This is a genomic window from Crocosphaera sp. XPORK-15E (genome assembly GCF_034931425.1).
In the GTDB taxonomy this organism is placed as follows: domain Bacteria; phylum Cyanobacteriota; class Cyanobacteriia; order Cyanobacteriales; family Microcystaceae; genus UHCC-0190.
This window is the reverse complement of sequence record NZ_JAYGHQ010000011.1, coordinates 1-22,730: the sequence shown is the minus strand read 5'-3', so window position 1 is coordinate 22,730 and position 22,730 is coordinate 1. Positions and strand designations below refer to the sequence as shown.

The 22,730-nt window shown below is 38.5% G+C and carries 13 protein-coding genes and 1 pseudogene; 6 read left to right on the top strand and 8 right to left on the bottom strand.

The window, feature by feature from the left end; all coding sequences use genetic code 11:
- Positions 1 to 56: 56 nt before the first annotated feature.
- On the bottom strand, positions 57 to 926 hold the full coding sequence (locus VB691_RS13250; RefSeq protein ID WP_323291976.1) for an RnfABCDGE type electron transport complex subunit D: 870 nt from the start codon (positions 924 to 926) through the stop codon (positions 57 to 59).
- A 394-nt stretch (positions 927 to 1,320) separates the two neighbouring features.
- Between VB691_RS13250 and VB691_RS13245 the strand changes: the two genes are divergently transcribed.
- The 3 genes from VB691_RS13245 to VB691_RS13235 all read left to right on the top strand — a co-directional run bounded on the left by VB691_RS13245 (position 1,321) and on the right by VB691_RS13235 (position 5,221).
- The gene (locus VB691_RS13245) at positions 1,321 to 2,790 is read left to right on the top strand and encodes an efflux RND transporter periplasmic adaptor subunit (protein WP_323291975.1); all 1,470 of its coding nucleotides are present in this window, start codon (positions 1,321 to 1,323) and stop codon (positions 2,788 to 2,790) included.
- 15 nt (positions 2,791 to 2,805) lie between these two features.
- Positions 2,806 to 4,023 carry an ABC transporter permease gene (locus tag VB691_RS13240; RefSeq protein ID WP_323291974.1) on the top strand — a complete coding sequence of 406 codons (1,218 nt, stop codon included), beginning with the start codon at positions 2,806 to 2,808 and terminating at the stop codon, positions 4,021 to 4,023.
- An 82-nt stretch (positions 4,024 to 4,105) separates the two neighbouring features.
- A complete protein-coding gene (locus VB691_RS13235) occupies positions 4,106 to 5,221 on the top strand; it encodes a fatty acid desaturase (RefSeq protein WP_323291973.1) in 1,116 nt (371 codons plus the stop codon).
- An 18-nt stretch (positions 5,222 to 5,239) separates the two neighbouring features.
- Here the strand turns inward: VB691_RS13235 and VB691_RS13230 are convergent, their stop codons facing one another.
- Positions 5,240 to 6,319: an ABC transporter ATP-binding protein gene (locus tag VB691_RS13230; protein ID WP_323292199.1), complete on the bottom strand. Its 1,080-nt coding sequence runs from the start codon at positions 6,317 to 6,319 to the stop codon at positions 5,240 to 5,242.
- A 199-nt stretch (positions 6,320 to 6,518) separates the two neighbouring features.
- On the opposite strand from VB691_RS13230, the gene VB691_RS13225 reads away from it, so the two are divergent.
- Complete coding sequence (locus VB691_RS13225) at positions 6,519 to 7,229, top strand: purine phosphorylase (RefSeq protein WP_323291972.1); 711 nt, start codon at positions 6,519 to 6,521, stop codon at positions 7,227 to 7,229.
- Between the two features lie 201 nt (positions 7,230 to 7,430).
- Here the strand turns inward: VB691_RS13225 and VB691_RS13220 are convergent, their stop codons facing one another.
- The 5 genes and pseudogenes from VB691_RS13220 to VB691_RS13200 all read right to left on the bottom strand — a co-directional run bounded on the left by VB691_RS13220 (position 7,431) and on the right by VB691_RS13200 (position 12,523).
- Complete coding sequence (locus VB691_RS13220; RefSeq protein WP_323291971.1) at positions 7,431 to 8,081, bottom strand: DUF1295 domain-containing protein; 651 nt, start codon at positions 8,079 to 8,081, stop codon at positions 7,431 to 7,433.
- Between the two features lie 29 nt (positions 8,082 to 8,110).
- A complete protein-coding gene (locus tag VB691_RS13215) occupies positions 8,111 to 9,280 on the bottom strand; it encodes a glycosyltransferase family 4 protein (protein ID WP_323291970.1) in 1,170 nt (389 codons plus the stop codon).
- Positions 9,281 to 9,334: 54 nt separating this feature from the next.
- Positions 9,335 to 9,481, bottom strand: a pseudogene (locus tag VB691_RS13210) (CHAT domain-containing protein); the annotation flags it as partial.
- Positions 9,482 to 9,491: 10 nt separating this feature from the next.
- Positions 9,492 to 11,771, bottom strand: coding sequence for a carbamoyltransferase HypF (hypF, locus tag VB691_RS13205; protein WP_323291969.1), 2,280 nt, complete (start codon positions 11,769 to 11,771; stop codon positions 9,492 to 9,494).
- A gap of 104 nt (positions 11,772 to 11,875) precedes the next feature.
- Positions 11,876 to 12,523, bottom strand: a complete 648-nt coding sequence (locus VB691_RS13200; RefSeq protein ID WP_323291968.1) for an excinuclease ABC subunit C — start codon at positions 12,521 to 12,523, stop codon at positions 11,876 to 11,878.
- A 91-nt stretch (positions 12,524 to 12,614) separates the two neighbouring features.
- Between VB691_RS13200 and ffh the strand changes: the two genes are divergently transcribed.
- Both ffh and VB691_RS13190 read left to right on the top strand, forming a co-directional pair.
- Positions 12,615 to 14,087 (top strand): signal recognition particle protein, encoded by a 1,473-nt coding sequence (ffh, locus tag VB691_RS13195; RefSeq protein ID WP_323291967.1) that lies wholly within the window; start codon positions 12,615 to 12,617, stop codon positions 14,085 to 14,087.
- 206 nt (positions 14,088 to 14,293) lie between these two features.
- Positions 14,294 to 14,437, top strand: coding sequence for a hypothetical protein (locus tag VB691_RS13190; protein ID WP_323291966.1), 144 nt, complete (start codon positions 14,294 to 14,296; stop codon positions 14,435 to 14,437).
- A gap of 91 nt (positions 14,438 to 14,528) precedes the next feature.
- Here the strand turns inward: VB691_RS13190 and VB691_RS13185 are convergent, their stop codons facing one another.
- Positions 14,529 to 22,319: an RHS repeat-associated core domain-containing protein gene (locus VB691_RS13185; protein ID WP_323291965.1), complete on the bottom strand. Its 7,791-nt coding sequence runs from the start codon at positions 22,317 to 22,319 to the stop codon at positions 14,529 to 14,531.
- Positions 22,320 to 22,730: the final 411 nt, after the last annotated feature.

Here is a 22,730-nt window from a genome sequence, read left to right as displayed (position 1 = left end):
CGTTTTCGTACATAAAAATGAGATGATTTCCCAAAAATATTAGACAAATATGGACATCATGAAGTTTTTTCAAAATTAATTATTTGTAAGTTGATAGACCAAGAAAATTTAGGAGCAGTCCAGCAATAATCGAGTAGGATAGTGAAGGGAGATAAGAGAAATAATGCCCAAAATATTGCGGTAGATAGATACCAGAAATGCTGGAGAATAAAGGTTAAAATGGCAATAGCAACGGCCCAACCTAAGCGACTTAGATGATGATTAGGAATGGAACGAGGATCGGTTAACATGAATAAGGCAAATAAGAGTAAACTGCCACTCATCAGATGATGTATCAAGACATCTCCACTCCATCCTAACCAAACATTACGAACGGTTTCTAACAATGTATAAGTTCCCAAAAATACTGCGGAGGTTTCCCAGCGTCCCACTCGTTTTAAAATGATGCCTCCTGTCCCTAAAAATAACACTAAATACCACCAATCATCTCCCCATTGGCCAGGAGACACCCAAGCATCTTGAGTTAAGATTAAGGTAGCAATAATACCAAAATTAGCAGGATTAAAAAAATGTTTGTTATTGACTCGAAATAGAAACTTACTTGCGATCGCTAAACTAGCAGCAATTATCATCGTTGTATAATGATTGGCCCGTAATAATAAACAGAGTCCCAAGGCCGTAATTAAAGCACTACGCCAAGAAGCAATAAATAGGGGATTAATGAGAGAATTGAACCAAGGTTGAGGATGATTAGGGGTATTTTGCCAAGAAACAAAAGAAGTTAGAACCCATTGAGTGAGCAAACAGGTGAGAATAATCACAATAATTAAATCAGGTTTCAGAGTCCAATCACGGGTTAAAATTCCTAAGAAAAGAAAAGAACTCAGAAACAAAATTTGATAGTCTCGGTCATCTTTTAAAATCATTATTATTTGAAATATTCATTTCAACAATTGACAATGAACAATGGACAATTGACAATTACCTCTACCTAAAAGGTAGAGGATTGAAAATAAGGAAAATTTTTTTAATTTATCCCCTTAAAAGAGGAGGTTTTAAACCAAATTAACCAATTGTCAATTGTCAATTGTCAATTGTCAATTGTCAATTGTCAATTATCCATTATCAATTGTTCACTCTGGGAGTGGGCAAGGCAAAATATCAAGATTTCGTCCATGTTGCCTAATTTTTTAAAGCCTTGCCCCTACAATGATAGATGAAAAGAAAATGTACCCAAACGATCGCCCTCATCCCACAACTCCAGAAACGTTAGTATATTTAGGATAAATTCTCCTACTTGTTACTAAAATCATATTTTTTATGGAAGTGCCTGTGCTTGGTAAATTCAATCATCCCCTCCCTTGGATTTTAGCTCTGATGACCGGTGGACTTATCTTTGTGGGGATATCAACCTACAAAATGGTTCAAACTCCCACTACTGAGAGTAAAATCGACAAAATGACCGTTGTTGCTCAACGGGAAACCCTCGCCGTCGAAATTGAAGCCAGTGGAACAGTAGAACCCATCGATACGGTGAATATTAGCCCAAAAAATCCAGGCAGGTTAGTGCAATTGCGGGTTGAACAGGGAATGCCCGTCAAACAGGGGCAAATTCTCGCCATCATGGAGAATACCGAAGTACGGGCTGAAGGAAAATATGCAGAAGCAAATTATAATAAAGCATTAGCCGATCTTGAAGCTGCCAAAATTCGCATTCCTAGTGCAATTCAACAAGCTCAAACCCGTTACGTCCAAGCTCAAGCCCAATTTAAAGAAACCCAAGCCAACCTAGAACGAGCTAAACAGAGAATTCCCAAAGAGTTTGACCAAATTAAAGCCCAAATCATTTCCGCTCGTTCTCAGGCTAATTTAGCGGCCTCCCGTGTCAAGCGTAATCAAGAATTATTGCAACAAGGTGCGATCACCCAAGATCGTTTTGATGAAATCATGAATGACTCTCTCAATGCTCAAGCTAATCTGGTTGAACTTGAGAAAAAACTGGAACAGACCGAAAATACAGCTAACCCTGAAGTTGGGCAACTGCAACAAGCAGTCATGCAAGCAGAGGCGGCAGTAGCAGAGGCAAATATTGCTTTTGAAGAACGTAAACAGACTGCTAAGACAGAAATTGCCCAATTAGAAGCAGCAGCAACTGCGGCTAAAGCCCAACTAGAAATGGTGGCGATTCAATTCCAAGATACTGCTATTCGTGCGCCTTTTGATGGGGTAGTTACACAAAAATACGCCACCCCAGGAGCATTTGTCACCCCAACTACGTCAGCATCTAGTACAGCATCAGCCACTTCTAGCTCAATTTTAGCCATCGCACGGGGTTTAGAAATAGTGGCCAAGGTGCCTGAAGTGGATATCGGCATGATTCAACCAGGACAACCTGTTAAGATTAAAGCCGATGCCTACCCAAATGAAGAATTCCAAGGACAAGTGATTCGCCTTGCTCCAGAAGCCATTGTGGAGCAAAATGTGACCTCTTTTGAAGTGACCATTGGACTCATTACAGGACGGGATAAATTATTGTCTAAAATGAATGTGGATGTCATGTTTTTAGGGCAGCAAATTAATGAGGCTTTAGTAGTTCCCACTGTTGCCATTGTCACCCAAGAAGGAGAAACCGGGGTGATGGTGCCTGATGTTGAGAATAACCCTCAATTTCGCTCCGTTACCATTGGCCAAGTGTTAGATGATAAGACCCAAATTGTATCGGGTTTAAACCCAGGAGAACGAGTGTTTATTGATATTCCTGAATCAAAAGAGAAAAAAGCCCCCTTCTAAAAAATATAGGTTTATATGAATCTTCTAGAAAGTTTTAAAATGGCAAGCTCAATGTTAGCTGCTAATAAACTACGCACTAGCTTAACTATGTTAGGGATGATTATTGGTAATGCTTCAGTTATTGCTACCATTGGCATTGGTCAAGGGGCCCAAAACTTAGCTACAGAACAATTAAACGCCTTGGGCCCCACAGTAATTTTTATTGTTCCTGGTACTCGCAAAAATCGTCGGGCAACCTTTAATTTACCGAGAACTTTAGTCTGGGAAGATGCACAAGTGATCGCCTCTTTAGTCTCTAGTATTAAAGCGGTGGCCCCGGAAATTAATCAACGTCAATTGATTTCTTATCGGAGTCAAAACACTAATGTGCTATTAATTGGAACCACCCCTCAATATACCTCAGTGCGAAGTTTTCCAGTGGCAACAGGACGGTTTTTAAATGAAATTGATGTACAAAGAAATAAACGAGTAGCGGTTATTGGTTCAGCTATTGCTGACCGATTATTTGTAGCAAATAGTCCCATTGGTGAGAGAATTAGGGTAAAAAATATTACTTTTGAAGTTATTGGAGTAATGGAAAAAAAGGGATCTTTTTTTGGCACTAATTTAGATGAAACGGTTTTAATTCCCTTGACTACAATGGCTAATCAAATTGTCGGGCGAACCTCTCCTTATGGGGTAGAATTAACCTGGATTAATGCAGAAGCGAAAGATGTTGATAGTGTGCGAGAGGCAAAGTTTCAAATTGAAAATCTTTTGCGTCTCAGACATAAGATTACCAATGAGGATGATTTTGGGGTAGAAACAGCCAAACAAATGTTGGACATTGTTGGAAATATTGCCACAGGTTTAACAGCCATGCTGACAGTTATTGCCGGAATTTCTCTGGTTGTGGGAGGAATTGGGGTGATGAATATTATGTTAGTTTCTGTCAGTGAGCGTACCTCGGAAATTGGACTGAGAAAGGCACTAGGAGCGACTCAAAGCGATATTTTAGGGCAGTTTTTAATTGAAGCGGTAATAATTTCTATTTCTGGGGGAATTATTGGTATTATGACAGGGGTGAGTTTAATTACTTTAGTGGGCATTGTTTCCCCTTTATCTCCTGGTATTTCCTCCAGTGCCATTATCATTTCTTTGGTGGTTTCTGGCGGTATTGGCTTAGGATTTGGGGTATTACCCGCACAAAGGGCCGCTAAACTTGATCCGATTGTGGCCTTAAGAAGTAGTTAAATCCTGGCACTTTCTTAGAGAACCCGTTAAGCTAACAAAAATAAATGAAATTCAGTAGTTATTAAGGAGAGGATTGGATTTTATGGAAAATGTGATTAAAAAGTCAGATTTTGTGCTACAGCCTTATATGAAAAGCAGCAACTTTCGGGGAACTTATCAAATCCTAAATACTGTTGTTCCTTACATTTTTTTATGGTTTTTAGCCTTTAAAGCTGTAGACATTTCTCTTTGGCTTCTTCTACCCATTATGGTTTTAATGGCCCTGTTTTCAGCCCGTTGTTTTTCTTTAATGCACGATTGCGGCCATTATTCCCTTTTCCGTTCAAAAAAGGCGAATCGGATAGTTGGTTTCATGCTAGGGGTTCTTAATGCGATTCCCCAATATCCCTGGTCTAGAGGTCATGCTTACCACCACAAAACTAATGGAGATTGGGACAAGTATCGCGGCCCTTCTGCGTTGATTACAACTGAAGAATTTGCCAAACTTACGCCCTGGGGCCAGAGGGGTTATGTTTTCCTGAGACACCCTTTGATGCTTTTTCCGGGTGGTTTTTTCTACCTCGCAATTAAGCCTAGATTGGCCCTAATTGCCGGAATTTATGATTTTATTGTTGATCTCTTTACTCGCTGGAAGAAAGATCCTAGTAAGAGTCTCTCGGAAATCATTGCTTCTCATAAATCCAGAAATTGGTACACTGCTGCCGAGTTTTGGGATTTGCTTTTTAATAATATTTGTGTTGTTGGTAGTTGGATTCTTTTTAGCTATTTACTGGGGGCAGGATTTTTCTGGAGTATTTATTCAATTACTTTGATGTTTTCGGCAGCAATTTTTATTTATGTCTTCTTTGTACAACATAACTTTGAAGGCACTTATGCCCACACAACAGAAGGATGGGACTATTTAAAAGGAGCAATTGAAGGCAGCAGTTATCTAGATTTGCCAATCATTCTCAGATGGTTTGCTGCCAATATTGGTTATCACCATATTCACCATCTTTCGGAAAGAATTCCTAACTATCACCTCGAAGCTTGTTATGAGGCTAATCGTCACCTCCTCACCCAATCAAAAACCCTGCATATCGGTGATATGCTTGGCTGTTCTAAGTTTATTCTTTGGAATCCTGCCGCCAGTACCCTTGTTTCTATTGACGATGCCGAATTTAACCCCCTTTGGCAGAGGGAACAGGTTATCAGCTAAAACTGAGGATCTTACAGACTATGACTTAAGAGAGGCCACAGGAAAAACTTGAGGCGCATGGGGGGCGATCGCTAAGTGAACCTTTGTACCAATAGGAAGTTGAGTCTGTAAGGCGGTACGGGCATGAAGTTGGCAACCGGAAAGGGTTGTTAAACAATAACGGTACTCCCTTCCTAAAAACTGGCGATCGCTGATCACCACTTCCCCTGTTTCATCGGGCTTTAATAAAATATCCTCCTGTCTGACCATTAAATCCCCTTCTGGGGCATGATTGAGGGGGGAAGGGGTGGGAATATCCCATTGACCAATTTCTGTCGTCCAGACTGTCCCCCGTCGTTGAGCAGGGATAAAATTGGCCTGGGTGACAAATTCTGCCACAAACCGAGAGGCAGGACAGCTATAAATTTCCTCTGGGGTTCCCAGTTGTTCCAGCTTCCCGTGAGACATAACCCCAATTTTGTCAGAAATGGCTAAGGCTTCTTCTTGGTCATGGGTGACAAAAATGGCAGAAATTCCCGTCGCTTTGAGAATATGACGAATTTCATGGCGTAGTCTCAAGCGTACTTGTACATCTAAGTTACTTAATGGCTCATCTAACAAGATTAACGCAGGTTGGGGAGCCAATGCTCTCGCTAATGCCACCCTTTGCTGTTGTCCCCCGGATAATTGATGAGGATAACGTTTTTCTAGGCCAGCAAGTCCTACCAAGGCTAAAACTTCAGTAATGCGGTGTTGAATATCTTTTTTACTAAAGCGTTCTTTTTTGCTGTTTAACCCAAAGGCAATATTATCCCCAATGGTGAGGTGAGGAAATAGGGCATAATCTTGAAATACCATCCCTGTGTTACGTTGTTCTGGGGGTAGGGAATAATGGGGACTGGCCACGGTTTCTCCAGCAAGTTCGATGGTTCCGGCAGAAGGTTGCTCAAACCCTGCAATCATGCGTAATAGGGTGGTTTTGCCACAACCTGAAGGGCCCAGTAACCCTAAAATATCCCCTTGCGCTAAAGTAAAACTGACTTGATCAACGGCTGACACCGGATGATTGGGAAATTGTTTAACAATTTGGTTGACTTGGAGAATTACAGGATGGGACATAGTCAGGGTTCTACTCATGGGAAATTCAGGACAATTACCAGAAAAATCATCAATTATGCTGTTTAAGTTAGGATCTAGAGAATGCTCTGGTTGCTTTCTCTTAGGATGCCCAAATAGGATTAATTTTCAATAACGACCTTTAAAAGTTATATACCATTTTTCTGCTTTTTTAAATAGGAAACTTTCTCAAGAATAACACATGTTATCTAGAACACCATTAACCCACCAGATTAATCGCCTTTTAGTCCCCCAAGGAATGGAATATCAAGCCGTTTGTCGGGGAATTAAGCAAACTTCAGCCAATCTCGAAATTATTGCCATTCCCGTTGGTATTAAACCTCTCACTGACTTTCTCAGGCAATGGCAGCAAACACCAGAATTTCTTAATAAGTCATGGACGGGTTTGATGGTAATGGGTTTAGGAGGAAGTTTATCCCCTAAATATCGTGTCGGTGACGTGGTTTTGTATCGAGACTGTGGCGATATTCAACCTATAGAAGAACAATGGTATCATTGTGATGCTGTGTTAAGTGAATTGGTGTTTCAACGCTTAGAAAATCAGCTATTTTGGGGCAGGGGAATAACCAGCGATCGCGTGATTTCTTCCGCAGAGGAAAAGCGATTATTAGGTCAAAAATATCAAGGTGATGTGGTTGATATGGAAGGAATTGCTATTTTAAAATGGTGTCAAGGTTTAGATATTCCTCTGGTAATGCTTCGGGTGATCAGTGATAATTGTCAACAGGATTTACCTGATTTAACACCAGCTTTTGGGAAAGATGGAGGGTTACAGCCTCTTATTCTAGCCCGTCAAATGCTGAAAAATCCGTCAAATTCTATACATTTAATTCAAAGTTCTCTACAGAGTTTAAAGGTATTGCAGCAAGTTACAACAAATCTCTTTGTCTGATACAATTTTGGGGCGAAAAGCTAAAAAAATCCGATTTTTAAACCGTGAAACCCTGATTATTTCCTTGAAATTTAGGCAAAAAATCCGATTTTTGGTTCAGGTGCAAGATCTGAGTTTGGGGTTTAGATATCATCACCAAGCCCGCGAAGGCGGGCTTAGTTTGTATAACCCCAGGCTTTAGACTGAGGGAATTTGAAATACTTATGGTTGAGAAATGATTGATTTTTTATCCTTGCTTATTAAAAACTTAGGAATAATTAATCCTGACACTTCTTGATAGGCTTCAAATTCGGGATAACGGGAAAGAGACTTATCTTTTTTGAGCATATTAGGCACAAAAAGTAAACTAACAAATACTCCTAAAATGACAAAAGGTAGCCAATGTTGAACTAACAAAGCAAAGCTACCATAGATAAGAATTTCTCCTAAATAATTAGTATTACGACAGCGAGCAAAAAAGCCTTCTGTAATTAGTCCAGAATGATATTTAAGCGTGTAATATTTTTGAGCATCACTACTGTAATGTAAAAATACTCCTAATAAATTCATAGCAATAACTACTGCTATTAAAGGGGGAGAAGCTTCAACATTTTGACTGATTAAAATAAAAGGCGCAACCCAGTATAAAATTAGTAACAAAAAGGTAAAGATACCGACCCCTATAGAAATTTCTTCTTCCCAACTTTTATCGGGATAAATTTTATCTTTTAACAGCCATAGAATACCATAACTTCCATGAATGGCAAGATAAACCCAAGCAGCAATACTAAAGTTTTGATAAAGAAACATTAAACCTAGTATAACAAATAGGGTTAGGGCCTTATGTAAATTAATGGGATGTTTGATTTTCATATTTACCTAGCTAATTTGTTCAATAGATTTTAGCTTACACCATTTATCACTTGAGCAACAATTTTGGCCATAGCATCAATACTATAAGATTCTAGACATAACTTTCTGGCTTGTAAACCTTTCATCTTCGCTTCTTCTAAATTAGCAAAAATCCATTCAATTTGAGTCGCTATTTGAGCAGGAGAATTAGGCTCAATTAAATAACCAGTATCTCCTAAGATTTTAGGAATATCCCCAATACGAGTTGAAATAATAGGTTTAGCCATGGCCATACCATCGGTTAATTTAATAGGAAATTGAGCATTAGCCGTGGGATTATTACGTTGTGGTACAACAATAATATCCGCTCCTGCTAACAGTTCAGGCATTTTTTGTAGAGGTTGTTGAGGCAATTTTATTAACCATTGAGGCCATTTTTCAATTAACATTTCGATATAACCATCTTTAATTTCTCTACCCCCAACCACCACTAAGCGTAAATCCGGCTGATTTAGCTGATCCATTGCCATTAAAACATCTTCTAGACCTTTATGGGGTCTTGCTGTCCCTGGAAACATTAACACCCGATATTCTGATAAATGATACTTCTGACGACTTTCTTGGTAATCAAACTTTTCAGGATCAAAGATAGTAGTATCTTTCCCATTAGGCAGATAAATTCCGCCATAACGATTTTGTAAAAATTGAGTATCAACTGTGATAGCATCCGCCTGATTAATTAATTTTTCCATCCACTGTAAATACAAAGGAAAATCAGGATTTCTTAAATCACCATCTTTTTTAAGAATTTGCTTAAGAAAATGCTTAGGAGTTGTTTTATATCGCCAACCATCTCCCCCAAACCAACTCATCTCCCAATCATCAATATCTAAAATAATAGGACAACGGTTTAGGTTTAATAAGCGTTTGAATAAGGCAATACCAAAACTGGTTGGTCTAGGTTTGATAGCATAGAGAAGATCACCATCGATCTGTTTAATAAGTTCTGTAATTGAAGCAAAAAATTGCGGATAAATATTGCCTTTAACTGAAATTACTTTAATATTAGAGGGAGGAACAGGATAGAAACTTTCCCCAAAAAGTACCCCAAACACAGTTACATCATAATCGAGTTTCTGTAACACTTGTGCCAAGAGATAGGCCCTCGTTCCACCACCCCCTGATAAAGCCGGTGCAAGCACAGAAATTTTAGTCACCACAATCTAATTAACCCCCGCAAAACTGTAAATTTAACTATCAACTATTCTCCTTTCTCGTTTAAGATTAGCATAAAATTGGGTCATAATGTCAGCACTGGTATGATCTTCAGCATTCCATAAACTGGCAATGACAGATTTGGCAACTGCCCTTTCTAAGACATAAGCAAGTCCAGATAATTATTGTCCGTTGGCATTAGCTTCTTAAAGATTTTTAACTCATATATTTCTTTTTTTCTAAGATTGCCGCGATAATTTGTCCTAGGGCTATTCCCCCATCATTCGGAGGTATTTTTTGATGCCAAAATGGTCTAAATTTTTCTTGAGTTAACCGTAAAATTCCTCTTTCTATTAAGTATTTATTTTGAAAACATCCCCCTGTTAACATAATTTGAGGTTCTTGTATTTTTTGAGCAATATTTATCATAATTTCCACTAAAGTGTTATGAAATTTAGTGGCAATTTCTGAGGGATCAATTTGATTAGCAATATCGTCTAAAATCCCTTTAATCATTAATTCCCAATCAATTATTAAAGGAAACTTTGATCCAATAATTTCATAAGGATAGTATTGATCAGTTCTAAAATATGCGATCGCATATTCTAAACCCATGGCCCCTTGTCCTTCAAAACTAATGTTTTGACAAGTACCTAATATTGCTGAAACTCCATCAAATAATCTGCCGACACTAGAGGTTATAGGTGCATTTAAATTACGGGATAACATTTGTTTTATCAAGGTTAATTCTTTGGTTAAAAATGTTTCTAAAAAAGGCAATTTTAAACCATCAAATGAGTCAAATAATTCAGATAATATTCCTAAAGCAATGCGTTTTGGTTCCTTAACCGCTTGATTTCCTCCTGGTAATTTAAAGGGACGAAAATGAGCAACTCTTTCGTAACCATCAGAGGTTACCAATAAAAATTCTCCTCCCCAAATTGTACCATCATTTCCGTATCCTGTGCCATCCCAAGCAACCCCTAAAACGGGAAATTTGAGGTCATTTTCTGCGACACAAGCTAAGACATGAGCATAATGATGTTGAACTTTAATTAAAGGTAAATTTTGAGTTTCTGCAAATTGACTAGAGAGATAATCAGGATGAGCATCACAAGCAATTATATTAGGTTTAAAGTCATAAAGTCCATTTAAACTTTCCATGACTTGATGAAATGCTTTTAATGCTTCTGGTGTGCTTAAATCTCCAATATGTTGACTGATAAAAACTTGATTATTTTTTAAGATAGCAACAGTATTTTTTAAATGTCCACCCACTGCTAAAATATTACTTTTTTTCTGTACATTTTGTATTGTTATCGGAAAAGGTGCATAACCTCTTGCACGACGAATCATCATTTCTCGGCCTCCCATTACTCTGATAATAGAATCATCAACAGGACGAATAATAGGACGGTTATGGACTAAAAATAAATCTGCAATATTGCCTAATCTTTGTAACGCTTCTCGTTCATCAATACAAATCGGTTCATCGGAAATATTGCCACTGGTTGCGACTAAAGGTGATCCAAATTCTTTGAGTAATAAATGATGTAATGGAGTAGAAGGTAACATAATCCCTAAATAGGGGTTATTAGGAGCAATTTCTTGAGATAAATTATCATTGTTTTTCCGACTTTTTAATAAGACGATAGGGGCTTCAGGAGAAGTTAATAAGGTTTCTTCTAAGGGACTAACTTCACAATCATATTTAATCAGTTCTAAGGAGGGATAAATTAGGGCAAAAGGTTTATGAGGACGACATTTTTTTTGACGTAACTTATTCACCGCTTGGGGATTTTTAGCATCAACCATTAAATGAAATCCCCCTAATCCTTTTATGGCTAAAATTTGGCCATTTTTAAGAGCATTCACCGTCTTTTTTAATGCTTCATTTTCTATAGCTAAAACTTCCCCTTTGTGGTTCCATAATTCTAATTTTGGGCCACAAGTAGCACAACAATTTGGTTGAGCATGAAAGCGTCTATTGAGAGGATTTTGATACTCTGTTTGACACAATTCACACATCATAAAATCTTTCATTGTTGTCTGAGGCCGATCATAGGGTAAAGCATCAATAATAGTATAACGTGGCCCGCAGTTTGTACAGTTAGTAAAGGGATAGTAATAACGTCGGTTATTGGGGTCAAAAATTTCTTGTAAACAGTCAGAACAAGTGCTTAAATCAGGTAAAACAATAGCGGTTTTTTCTCCAATGCTACTATGACGAATTTCAAAGGTAGTATAATTAAGAGGATTTAACCAAGTTTTCTCTAAGGTTTGAATCTGCGATCGCGGTGGTTTTTTTAGAGGAATTTCAGTTAAAAAAGTCTCTAAACTGTCTTGGTTTCCTTCAACTTCTATAAAAACCCCTGACGCAGAATTATTGACCCATCCTTTTAAGTTTAATTCTGTTGCTAAACGATAAATAAAGGGACGAAAACCAACCCCTTGTACTGCACCTTGAATAATAATTTTTAATCGTTGTAATTGCATTATAGTTATGTCATTGTTTAATTACCATTATAATTATGGAGCATCAATAATTATTTTACCTAGATCCTTTAAAATTTGTAATACTAAGTAATGCCATTTTTTTCTTAAAATTTTAAATTTCCTTTAACTGTTGGATAAATAGAAACTTTAGCGACTTTCGCTAAGCCTGTTTTTTGTTCTTGTTTTTTCAAATGTTTAACCTGTTCTTCTAATTCTTTTACTGTATCTGAATATTCCCAGATTTTACGTTCAGTTGCTAAAATTGTCACCCCTTTATAGGTTAAATTATTGCCCCTTTCTTGTTTATATTCAGCCGCAAAAGTTACAATATTTTCTTTTAAAGTTTCTTTTTCCTGTTCTAATTCTTTAATTAGAGTAGAAATTTCTAAATAACGTTCAATTTGTTGCTCAGGTGTTAAGTCAGGGGTAACAGAAGACTTGGTAATTTTATTAATAGGAATACCTGCATTTAACGGGGGATTATAAAACGTAATATAATCAGCTTCAATCTCATTCAACTCTGTTTCATCACAATCTAAATAACAAACTTTACTCGCATTAACTGCTTTAATATTAGATAAATCAGAGGCAAACAAACAAGTTCTTAACTCAGTCGCTTGACCAATATAATAAACCCGATTAGCATCATCTGCAATCAAATAAACCCCAGAATATTCTGGCAAAGCATTAAGATTATTTAAGCGAACATTAGCCAATTCTTGCACTAAAGGCAAATCAGATAATTCCGTCATCAAAAATCTCCCCTATGATTACAAAAGATAAAGTACAATTAAAGCAGTCGAAAAATTATCATTAATACTAACCGTACAACAATAACGCCTTATGTTTGATGCTCTCGCCGATCGCTTAGAAGATGCTTGGAAAAAATTACGGGGTCAAGACAAGATCTCCCAATCTAATATACAAGAAGCCCTAAAAGAAGTGAGACGCGCCCTCTTAGCAGCAGATGTTAACCTGCAAGTCGTCAAAACCTTCATTGCAGACGTAGAACAAGCGGCAGTTGGCGCAGAAGTAATAGCAGGGGTCAACCCTGGCCAACAATTCATCAAAATTGTCTATGATGAATTAGTCAAGGTCATGGGTGAAAGTAATGTCCCATTGGCCCAAGCAAAAACCGCCCCCACCGTGATTTTGATGGCAGGGTTACAGGGGACAGGAAAAACCACCGCAACCGCCAAATTAGCTCTATATTTACGCAAACAAGAGCGCAGTTGTCTGATGGTTGCTACAGACATCTACCGTCCTGCGGCTATTGATCAGTTAATCACATTAGGGCAGCAAATTGATGTCCCAGTCTTTGAATTAGGCAGTGAGGCCAACCCCGTTGATATTGCGACTCAAGGGGTGGCCAAAGCGAAAGAAATGGGCTTAGATACGGTCATCATCGATACTGCGGGACGACTACAAATTGATGAAGAAATGATGATAGAATTAGCCCGTATTAAAAAGGCGGTCAACCCTGATGATACTCTGTTAGTAGTGGATGCCATGACAGGGCAAGAGGCGGCTAATTTAACCCGTACATTTCATGAACAAATAGGGGTTACAGGGGCTATTCTGACCAAATTGGACGGGGATACCAGAGGGGGTGCAGCCCTATCTGTGCGTCAAATATCGGGGCAACCGATTAAATTTGTGGGGGTAGGGGAAAAAGTCGAAGCATTACAACCCTTTTATCCCGATCGCATGGCTTCCCGTATTCTGAGTATGGGGGATGTCTTAACTTTAGTCGAAAAAGCCCAAGAGGAGATTGATCTGTCAGATGTGGAACAGATGCAGTCAAAAATTCTAGAGGCGAAATTTGATTTTAATGACTTCCTGAAACAAATGCGCCTAATCAAGAATATGGGGTCATTTGGCAGCATTTTAAAGATGATTCCAGGGATGAATAAACTCAGTAATACGGACATTGAAAAGGGAGAAACTGAACTCAAAAAAACTGAGGCGATGATCAGTTCTATGACCCTACAAGAACGGAAAGACCCCGACTTATTAGCCCAGTCTCCCAGTCGTCGTCGTCGCATTGCTAAGGGTTCCGGTCATCCCGAAACAGAAGTAAGCAAACTGGTTAAGAATTTTACCCGAATGCGGACAATGATGCAGCAAATGGGACAAGGGGGAATGCCCGCTATGCCTGGAATGGGTGGCGGAATGCCTGGTATGGGCGGCGGAATGCCTGGTATGGGGGGAATGTTTGGTCAGGCCCCACCCCCAGGTTTTCGGGGTTACGGGGGCGGTGGTAAGGCGAAAAAACCCAAAAAAGCGAAGAAAAAGAAAGGGTTTGGCAATTTATAACTCTAGGGTGGGCATTGCTCACCCTACAAGAGCGATCGCACCATTAAAGATAAAATAAAGCTAAAAGCCCCCCAATGCACAGGGGGGAATAAGAAAAAATGTCACCAGGCGATCGCCATAGAATTAGTTAAAAGATAGTAAATTGTAGGTTGGGTTGAACGATAGTGAAACCCAACAAATAAAGGGGGAAGGAAAGGGAAGGGACAATGTTGGGTTTCGTCCCTCAACCCAACCTACAAGATCGGCGATCGCACTTTCCAAAGGGGGGAATAAGAAAAAATGCACCCTTTGAAAAGGTTAGTAATGTATTAGACATCTCCAATAACCCCGATTTTACCCTGATGATATAAGGGTTTGAGGTTAATTCTTGGAGATGTCTATTATGAATAAATACGACTCAACCCAACCTACGAAGGCGAGGCGATCACACTAGGAGAGCCATTAATTACCATAGAAAAACCATGGTAGAACATCAACACAAGCATGACCCAGACTACTTATAGCACCACCACCAGCAACTATGTTATAAGAACCAGCACAATTGTTTTCAGTAACTAAATCACCTTTTTTATCATAAATACACTGCCTTCCATCGGTTGCTCTATAATCGAACTTGTAAAAACAATGTGTTGGTTGGTAGTAGGTGAGGCTGTTGAAAGCAGAATCAAGTTGCGATCTATGTGGTGGACAGTCATTATTATAAATCTCATTTCTGTTATGATGCCGTCCAGGACCTTGACCCGGTAAAATGCCTTGCCATTCCCCACCTGTATTCCAGAAATGAGAAGCCGCTTCAACAAATCCCGCCGCCATCATGCTTCCCCCCACTACTATTGCTGCACAAATTTCCGGTTGTACAGCACAAAACATAATTGGTGCCACAGGAACTAAACCGTTAGGGTCTATTAAATTAACTGTACTATTTAAAACATACCGATATAAATTACTATCTCCTCCAGCAAAACCTATTGGATCTTCCCCAATAAACCGCCCTATTTCAGCATCATAATACCTTGCTCGATAATAATATAACCCTATCTCTTCATCAAATTCTCGTCCGGTAAACAGATAACGAGTCTCTACACTAGGATCGCTTTCAGCAATCACTTGACCAAAGGAATCATAGGTTAAATGATTGACTAATATGCCATTTTCATCCACTAAGTCCCGAATGGTTCCTAAATGATCCGTTAACATCCAGATAACATTACTATTGCTGTCTTCTTGTGCTAATACTTGATCAACTCCTGCACCATGTAAATAACGTTGACTTAAAATAGGTTCATTTTCCCCTGTTATTCCGTCATTATCCACAAATTCTAAGTGAACATCATCTCCGTTATAAACAAAATGGGTGACAACTCCTGCAACTTCATCTAAGGGGGTTGTATCTACTGTTTTGCTGATACGTCGATTAAACGCATCATAAACAAATTCGACGCGCTGTAGTTCATTTCCGTCACTATCCTTGTCAATGACTACTATTAGACGGTTACGATAATCCCAGGTAAATTCTTGGCTGTTTCCTGTGGCTATCTCTGTTTTACTGATTAAGTTACCTTCATTGTCGTAGTCGTAGTTATAAACCCCATCGGACAATAAACGGTTTGCTGTTCCTGTTTCATAGCCATTTTCGTGCAAACTGGAACTAATACGGTTGCCATTGGCATCATATTGATAGGTTTCGTCTGCAAAATTAGCATTACTACGCTCTGCACCAATTAGCTGATCTCTGTCATCATAAGTATAGTCTGTTACTCCATCAACATCGGTTATCTGGGTAATGCGACTGGAAGCATCATAACCATAATTGTAGAAAGCAACGTCATTTGTACCGTTATTATGACCTATATTGGTGAGACGATTTAAGTCATCATAATTGTAGTTTGTTTGGTTAACTAATTGAGTTCCAACTAAGTCACTATAACGACTAATTGAGGTATATTGTCCTAATGAATTGTAAGCAAAATTAACACTTTTGTCATTGACATTATTGCCGAATTGTGCTAATTCAATCAAGCGATTTAGGGCATCATAATTGTAGTTATTTGTGCCAGCTTCTACCCCATTAATTGTATCAATAACTGACAACATATTGCCTACATTATCGTAGGTGTAATTGAGAGTTACATGGGGAGTATTGGGGGTGTTTAAATTATCAGCAGTAATCAGGCGATCGCGGTTATCGTAAGTATAAGTAAGGGAACTATATTGATCCACAACTGAGGTTAAATTACTGACTGCATCGTAACTATAATTAATGACTTGATCTGTGTCTATCCAAGTTTCTTGAATCAGGCGATCGATGTCATCATATTCATATTCAATACGGCGATTATTACGATCAGTTTGTCCAATTAAATTATTAACTAAATCGTATTCATAGGTAGTTGTATTATTGAAAGGATCGGTTTCAGTTATTAAGCGATTTCTGGAATCATAGGTAAAAGTAGTTTTGTTGCTTAATCCCAATTCATCCGAACTAATAATGGCATTTGTACCTCCCTGACGAATAATAGCAATTTCCTGGGTTGTTAATGCCGTATCATAGATAAACAGGTTATCAATAACCCCAGTGAAAAGTTCGTTAATAAAGCCTGGATTGCGACCTATTTCAATAAAATTGTAACCTTCTCCTAAAGTTCCAAGTTCAGTAAAAACTTGATCATCAACATAGAGAGTTACTGTAGAAGCAGACTGGTTATAAACCACTGCAACAAATGTCCATTCTCCTAAGTCAACTGGTTCAAATCCTACAACCTGGCCTGAACCTGAAAAAGCTGACCACCCTAACCCACCACTTCGATGATCAATGGTCAGTGTTCTGTCAAAATCACCATTATCATGAGAAATGATAGTGTTTTTGTTACTAGCATTCAAGCCATTAGCTTTGACCCACGCACCTATAGTTAATTGAGGATGAATAGAAGGATTAATGTTAATATCTGCTCGAATATAATCATTAATACCGTCAAATTGATAGGCTTGTCCTTCATAGCCTTCTGTTAGAGTTGCGCCTACAACATTCCCGTTTTTATTGTTACCACTGACATCATTAGCATTGCCTTCAAAGGGATAGAAAGCTAGTAAATCTGCAGCGATTACTGAAGCATTTTCATTTACTTCAATCAAATTATTGTCTAGATCATAATCAAATCGAGTAATTATCTCTTCTGGATCGATTGTTTGAATAAGACGATAACGATCATCATAAATATTTTGGGTTTCGTTGCCTAATGGATCAACAACTGACAAGAGATTACCAATAGAATCATAAGTAAAGGTTGTTATTTGATTGAGGGAATCGGTTGTCTTAGTCAGGCGATTTAAGACATCATATTCATTGGTAATAATGCTACTTTCTGGGTCGGTTGTAGTTAAAAGATTTCCATCAGCATCATAGGTATAAGTAGTAATAGGAGAAGTTAATGGACCATTACCATCAGGATCAGCTTCTGTGATAGAAATGAGACGATTTAACGCATCATATTCAAACTCAGTACGGTTGCCATTTTCATCAATAATTGCTGTTTGATTGCCTACGGTATCATATTCAAATTGTTGGGTTGCTTCGTCGTTTGTTCCTACTGCATAGGTCATAGAAATAAGACGACCAAAAGCATCATAATCATTATCAGTAACACGACCCAAAGCATCAGTAATAGTATCAACTAAACCGTTAGCAGTATAGGTAAATTGAGTGATGAGATCGTCATCTCCTCCTACTTCTCCAATAACTTCAGTGATGGAGAGAACATTACCATTATTCGGGTCAATATTGTAGAGAGTTTGGTGATCTAATCCATCAATATAACTGGTTAATTGGTTAAAGGTTGGGTCATAAGTATATTGTTGATAAGGGTTGCTACCACCAAAAATTACATAAGTTTGACCCGCGTTATTACGACCAAAAGGATCGTCATTACTACGACCGGGATCGGCATCCAAAGCCCCAATAATCAAGTCATCAATACCATCCCCATTAATATCTCCACCACCACTGACAGACCTTCCAGAAAGATCAAATAGCTCGATCCCATTGATAGTAAATCCATTAGTGCCATCAAGGGAAAATACATCAAAATTGGCATTAAATCCATTGCCACTGCCGAAGATAACATAAGTTTGTCCCGCTAGCGTAACACCATTGGCATTAACAAAATCATCCCCCAGAATCAAGTCATCGATACCATCCTCATTGATATCTCCTGCGCCACTAACAACCCTTGTTCCGCGAGTCATAAATCCATTTGTACCATCAAGGGAAGATAAATCAAAGGTGGCACTAAACCCATTGCTATTGCCAAAGATGACATAAGTTTTGAAGTCGTTTGCAATAATCAAGTCATCAATGTCATCCCCATTAACATCCCCCACATTCTTAACAATATCGTATGAGGAATTACCTGTTCCGTTGATGATAAATCCATTTGTGCCGTCAAGGGAAGATACATTAAAATTGCTACTAAATCCATTGCTGCTACCGAAAATCACATAGGTCGGATCGTCATAATCATAATTACCAATAATTAAGTCATCAATACCATCATTGTTGATATCTCCTGCACCACTGACAGAGGTAATGGAGGTATTAAAGCCAAAATCTCCGTTGATGATGAATCCATTTGTGCCATCAAAAGAAGATAAATCAAAGGTTGCATTGAATCCATTTCTACTACCCAAGATGACATAAGCTTCATTGTTATTTCCAAAAATCAAGTCGTCAATGCCATCATTGTTAATATCTCCTGCACCACTGAAATGTTGTAAATTGTTATCTGGATCGACTCCGTTAATAATGAATCCGTTTGTGCCGTCCAGAGAAGATACATTAAAATTGGCATTAAATCCATTGCGACTACCAAAAATCACATAACCTTTACCTCGACGACCATTACCATAAGGATCACCAATAATTAAGTCATCAATACCATCACCATTGATGTCTCCTGCACTCGTGACTATCCATTCAGGGCCGCCATCCATATCATTCTTGATAGTAAAACCATTTGTGCCGTCAAGGGATGATAAATCCAAATTAGCACTAAATCCATTATTACTGCCAAAGACGACATAACTTTCTCCTGACACATCAGCAATACTGCGGTAATAATCAAAAAAAGTACCAATCAATAAATCATCGATGCCATCTCCATTAACATCTCCTGCAATACTGACAGACCATCCTGACCCGTCATTTTCATTGATTCCATTGATAATAAATCCATTTCCCCCATTCAGATCACTTAGGTTAAAATAACCTGTCGTGCGAATATTATTACCGATAGAAACTGAGTCCAAGACTCTGATGACATTCCCTCGCTGATCATATTCAAAGTCAGTGGTGTTACCTCTTCCATCTATGCTACGAGTAATTAAATTTTCTTCATTTCTTTCTATTGATGGTAAAACACCCACTTCATCTGATGCAGATACCAGTTGTCCTGCTTGATCGAGGAGAGTTCTTCTGATATTGCCATTAGCATCCCTATAAACCGACTCAACTGCCCCTAAACGGAAGGCTGAAGGTGCAGAAAAAAGATTAGTGGTTTGATTCGGTTGATATAATCCTTGTACCTGTACGGGATCAAAATCTAACTGAGATCCATCTTTGAGAATGGCCCGATCTGCTCTTCCTGCAAAGTCATAGAATGTCTGTTCATAGTTACCCCGTTTGTCCGTTTCTGCTGTCATATGGCGATCGCCGTCATATTCCCAAGTGCGAGAGGTACCATCAGGATCAGTAATACTGGTAAGATTTCCAGCAGCATCATACTCTAATACTGTCTCACGATTAGCCGGATCAGTAATCTTAGTAACTAGACCATTTGCGTAGGTAAAAGTGGTTTGTAAACCTACAGGATCGATAATAGTGGTAATATTCCCCTGACTGTTGTAGAGGTATTCAGTAGTGTTTCCATTGCGATCGCTGATACCAGCAATTTTATTATCTGCGTTGAAGGTATAAACCATCTGATCCGTCATAGTGCGTCGAAATGTGCCATCTGCCAACTTTTCCAACACCGAAAAATCCCCTGGAGGCGAGTCATAACCGCCTTCTGGTAAGGCTTCAAATAATAATTCTCCACCGTCTCCATCGATGATTAACACCGAGCCATCCGTATTTTCGACGATTTCCACCAAACCAGACAAACCCCAGCCATTGCCGAAAATACTGCCAATACTGTTGACATGGATGATGTCCCCTGTTTGGCTGCTAGTGGAACCATTGACAGCATTGTTGTTATTTAGTTGTAATAATCCCGTGGTCAGTTGATAATCATAACGCCCTGATGCTAATCCTCGCATATCTGCTTGTAAGGCAGCGTCAACAGGGCCATTCCCTGTGGGAACTGACCAATAATTACGCCCTCCTGCTACTTGATACTCAAAGTCTCCTTGTTGAATAGTTAACTCAGCCATGAGTCGAGGAACACTACGAGGATTAGCATTGGCAGTTATATTACTATAGCCAAAGTGTACAATGGGGCGGGGATCGGCTCTTTGTGAGTCATAAGTCAAGCTTAACCCACGATTAACCCCTAATGATTGATAAGACACGAGATCATGAGTTTCGATGACTGTCCCAGAGTGCAGTTCAACTTCTGAAGTTGCTGCTTCTCTTGCGCTACATTCAAGACATTGTTGATCTTGATTCCGAGGGTTATCATCAGCATTTTCAGGGTTTCCTGCGGGTGGAGCAAAGAAATGCCAACTACTGTTACGAATACCTCCGTCTATGGTTTCGATAACGTTTCCATTAGCATTGACTCGTCCTGTTCCCACATTATCAAATAACCCCGTTTCAGGATTAATTGACCATAAGTCCATTTCTGTTCCTGGTTCATATCCCGCTAAATTCGGCAATGATAAGGGTGCAGGGGTATTAAAGACCATTTCTCCTGGTTGTATCGTCACCACAAGGTCTGGCATTAAGTTTGCGGGTAATGCAGCAGGGGTTAACTCTCTTGTTACTTCAGTAATGCTTAAGGTTTCAGTATAGAGATCACCTTCTGGGGTTTCTATACTTCCTGCGGCCACGAAAACGGAAGCATTAGGGATATTATCAGTGGTTACTAACGTATTAACATTAGGATCAATAGTAACAGCATTGGCCATATCAATGGGTGGCAAATAAATGGGACGAGAAATAACATTATTTACCCCAGTTATTGGATCTCTTTCTAAGAGTAACGGTAATTTTTCCGCAATGAAAGGATAGGTAACATCTCCTGTTATAGTTTCCCCTCGTACTTTCAATGTATCACTCGGTAACTCTCCTGGACTCTCAATAATAAATTCCCCATTAGCATTAGTAACAGTCTGTAAGTTTCCTAACTCAATAACCACACCTTCTAAGGGATCTTGATCCGTATTTTGAATGACTCCAGAAATGCGGGTGGTAGTAACAGGATCAGCAACAACTTCTAACAAAAAGTCTTTAGTTGTTTCGGTTTGTCCTTCAAGTGCAGTCACTGTAAATTGATAACTGCCTATTTCTTGCTCATTGGGATTAAAAACTAATCTGTTATTAGCTTCCAACATTCCCGTAGGAAGAGTTTGTTCACTGGATAATAAATAAGTGGGTGTAGTGTTTTCAGTAAAAATAGTCGATAAATCAATTTCTAACCTTTCTCCTGGCATTACAGTTAAGTTTTCAATCTGATTGACTCCAGGAAGAAATTGTGCTAAATGTTCTATGATTTGATTTCCCGTTGTTCTTTCAGCATCTTCTCCTAACAATACATCGGCATTTTGTTGCAGGAAAATGTTCAAAAGATCAGCATCATCTCCAAAACTTCCATAAAGGCCTAATAATGTATAATCAGAAGTTTCTACTGTTCCATTGCCATCAAGATCAAATAAGGTATCTTGGGAAGAAGTTAGATAATTAGTTAATAAGTCTCCTGTGTTTCTCGTTGCTCCTTCTCCTAACAAAACATCAGCATTATTAGTTAATAAAACATTGAATAAATTTGGATCATTGCCAAAACTCGCATATAAACTAATTAAAGTATAATCTGATGGCTCTAACTTATCATTCCCATCTATATCTAGGTTTATTGCCTCATTATTACTAAATAAGAGCAGATTTTCTTCTAATCTTTCTTCTTGACTATTATTTAACTGTTGTCCCCTTTGTTCCGGGAAATTAAATATATTATTTTCAGTTTCAGGTGTTAGTAGATTTGTTGTTCCTAAGAGATTTAGTTGAGAATAACCAATATCCATTTGATTGTTTTGTATAATTTTCCAAGTTATTTTATTTATACTATTTTTGACAATAATTTTCTATTTAGAAAATATAAAATATACTGATCGCCTTTAATCAATTTAAATTGTAGGTTGGGTTGACGAAGGAAACCCAACAAATCAAGAGTTTTCTGTTGGGTTTCGCAGTTAGATCAGGTTAGTAATACATTCCCAATAAGTGTGGCTCAACCAAACCTACGAGGCTTGTAAGGGCAATTCATGAATTGCCCTTACAAGATAAATTACAGAAATAGCCTAATTGAAGCATTTAACTAACACGGAAACGATAGTCACTCAAATTGTTACTATAGCTATCTAATAACAAGAAATAAGTGCCATCTCCGGGTAAAATTGTATCCAAGCCAAACCCAAAATTACCAGAGGTAATAA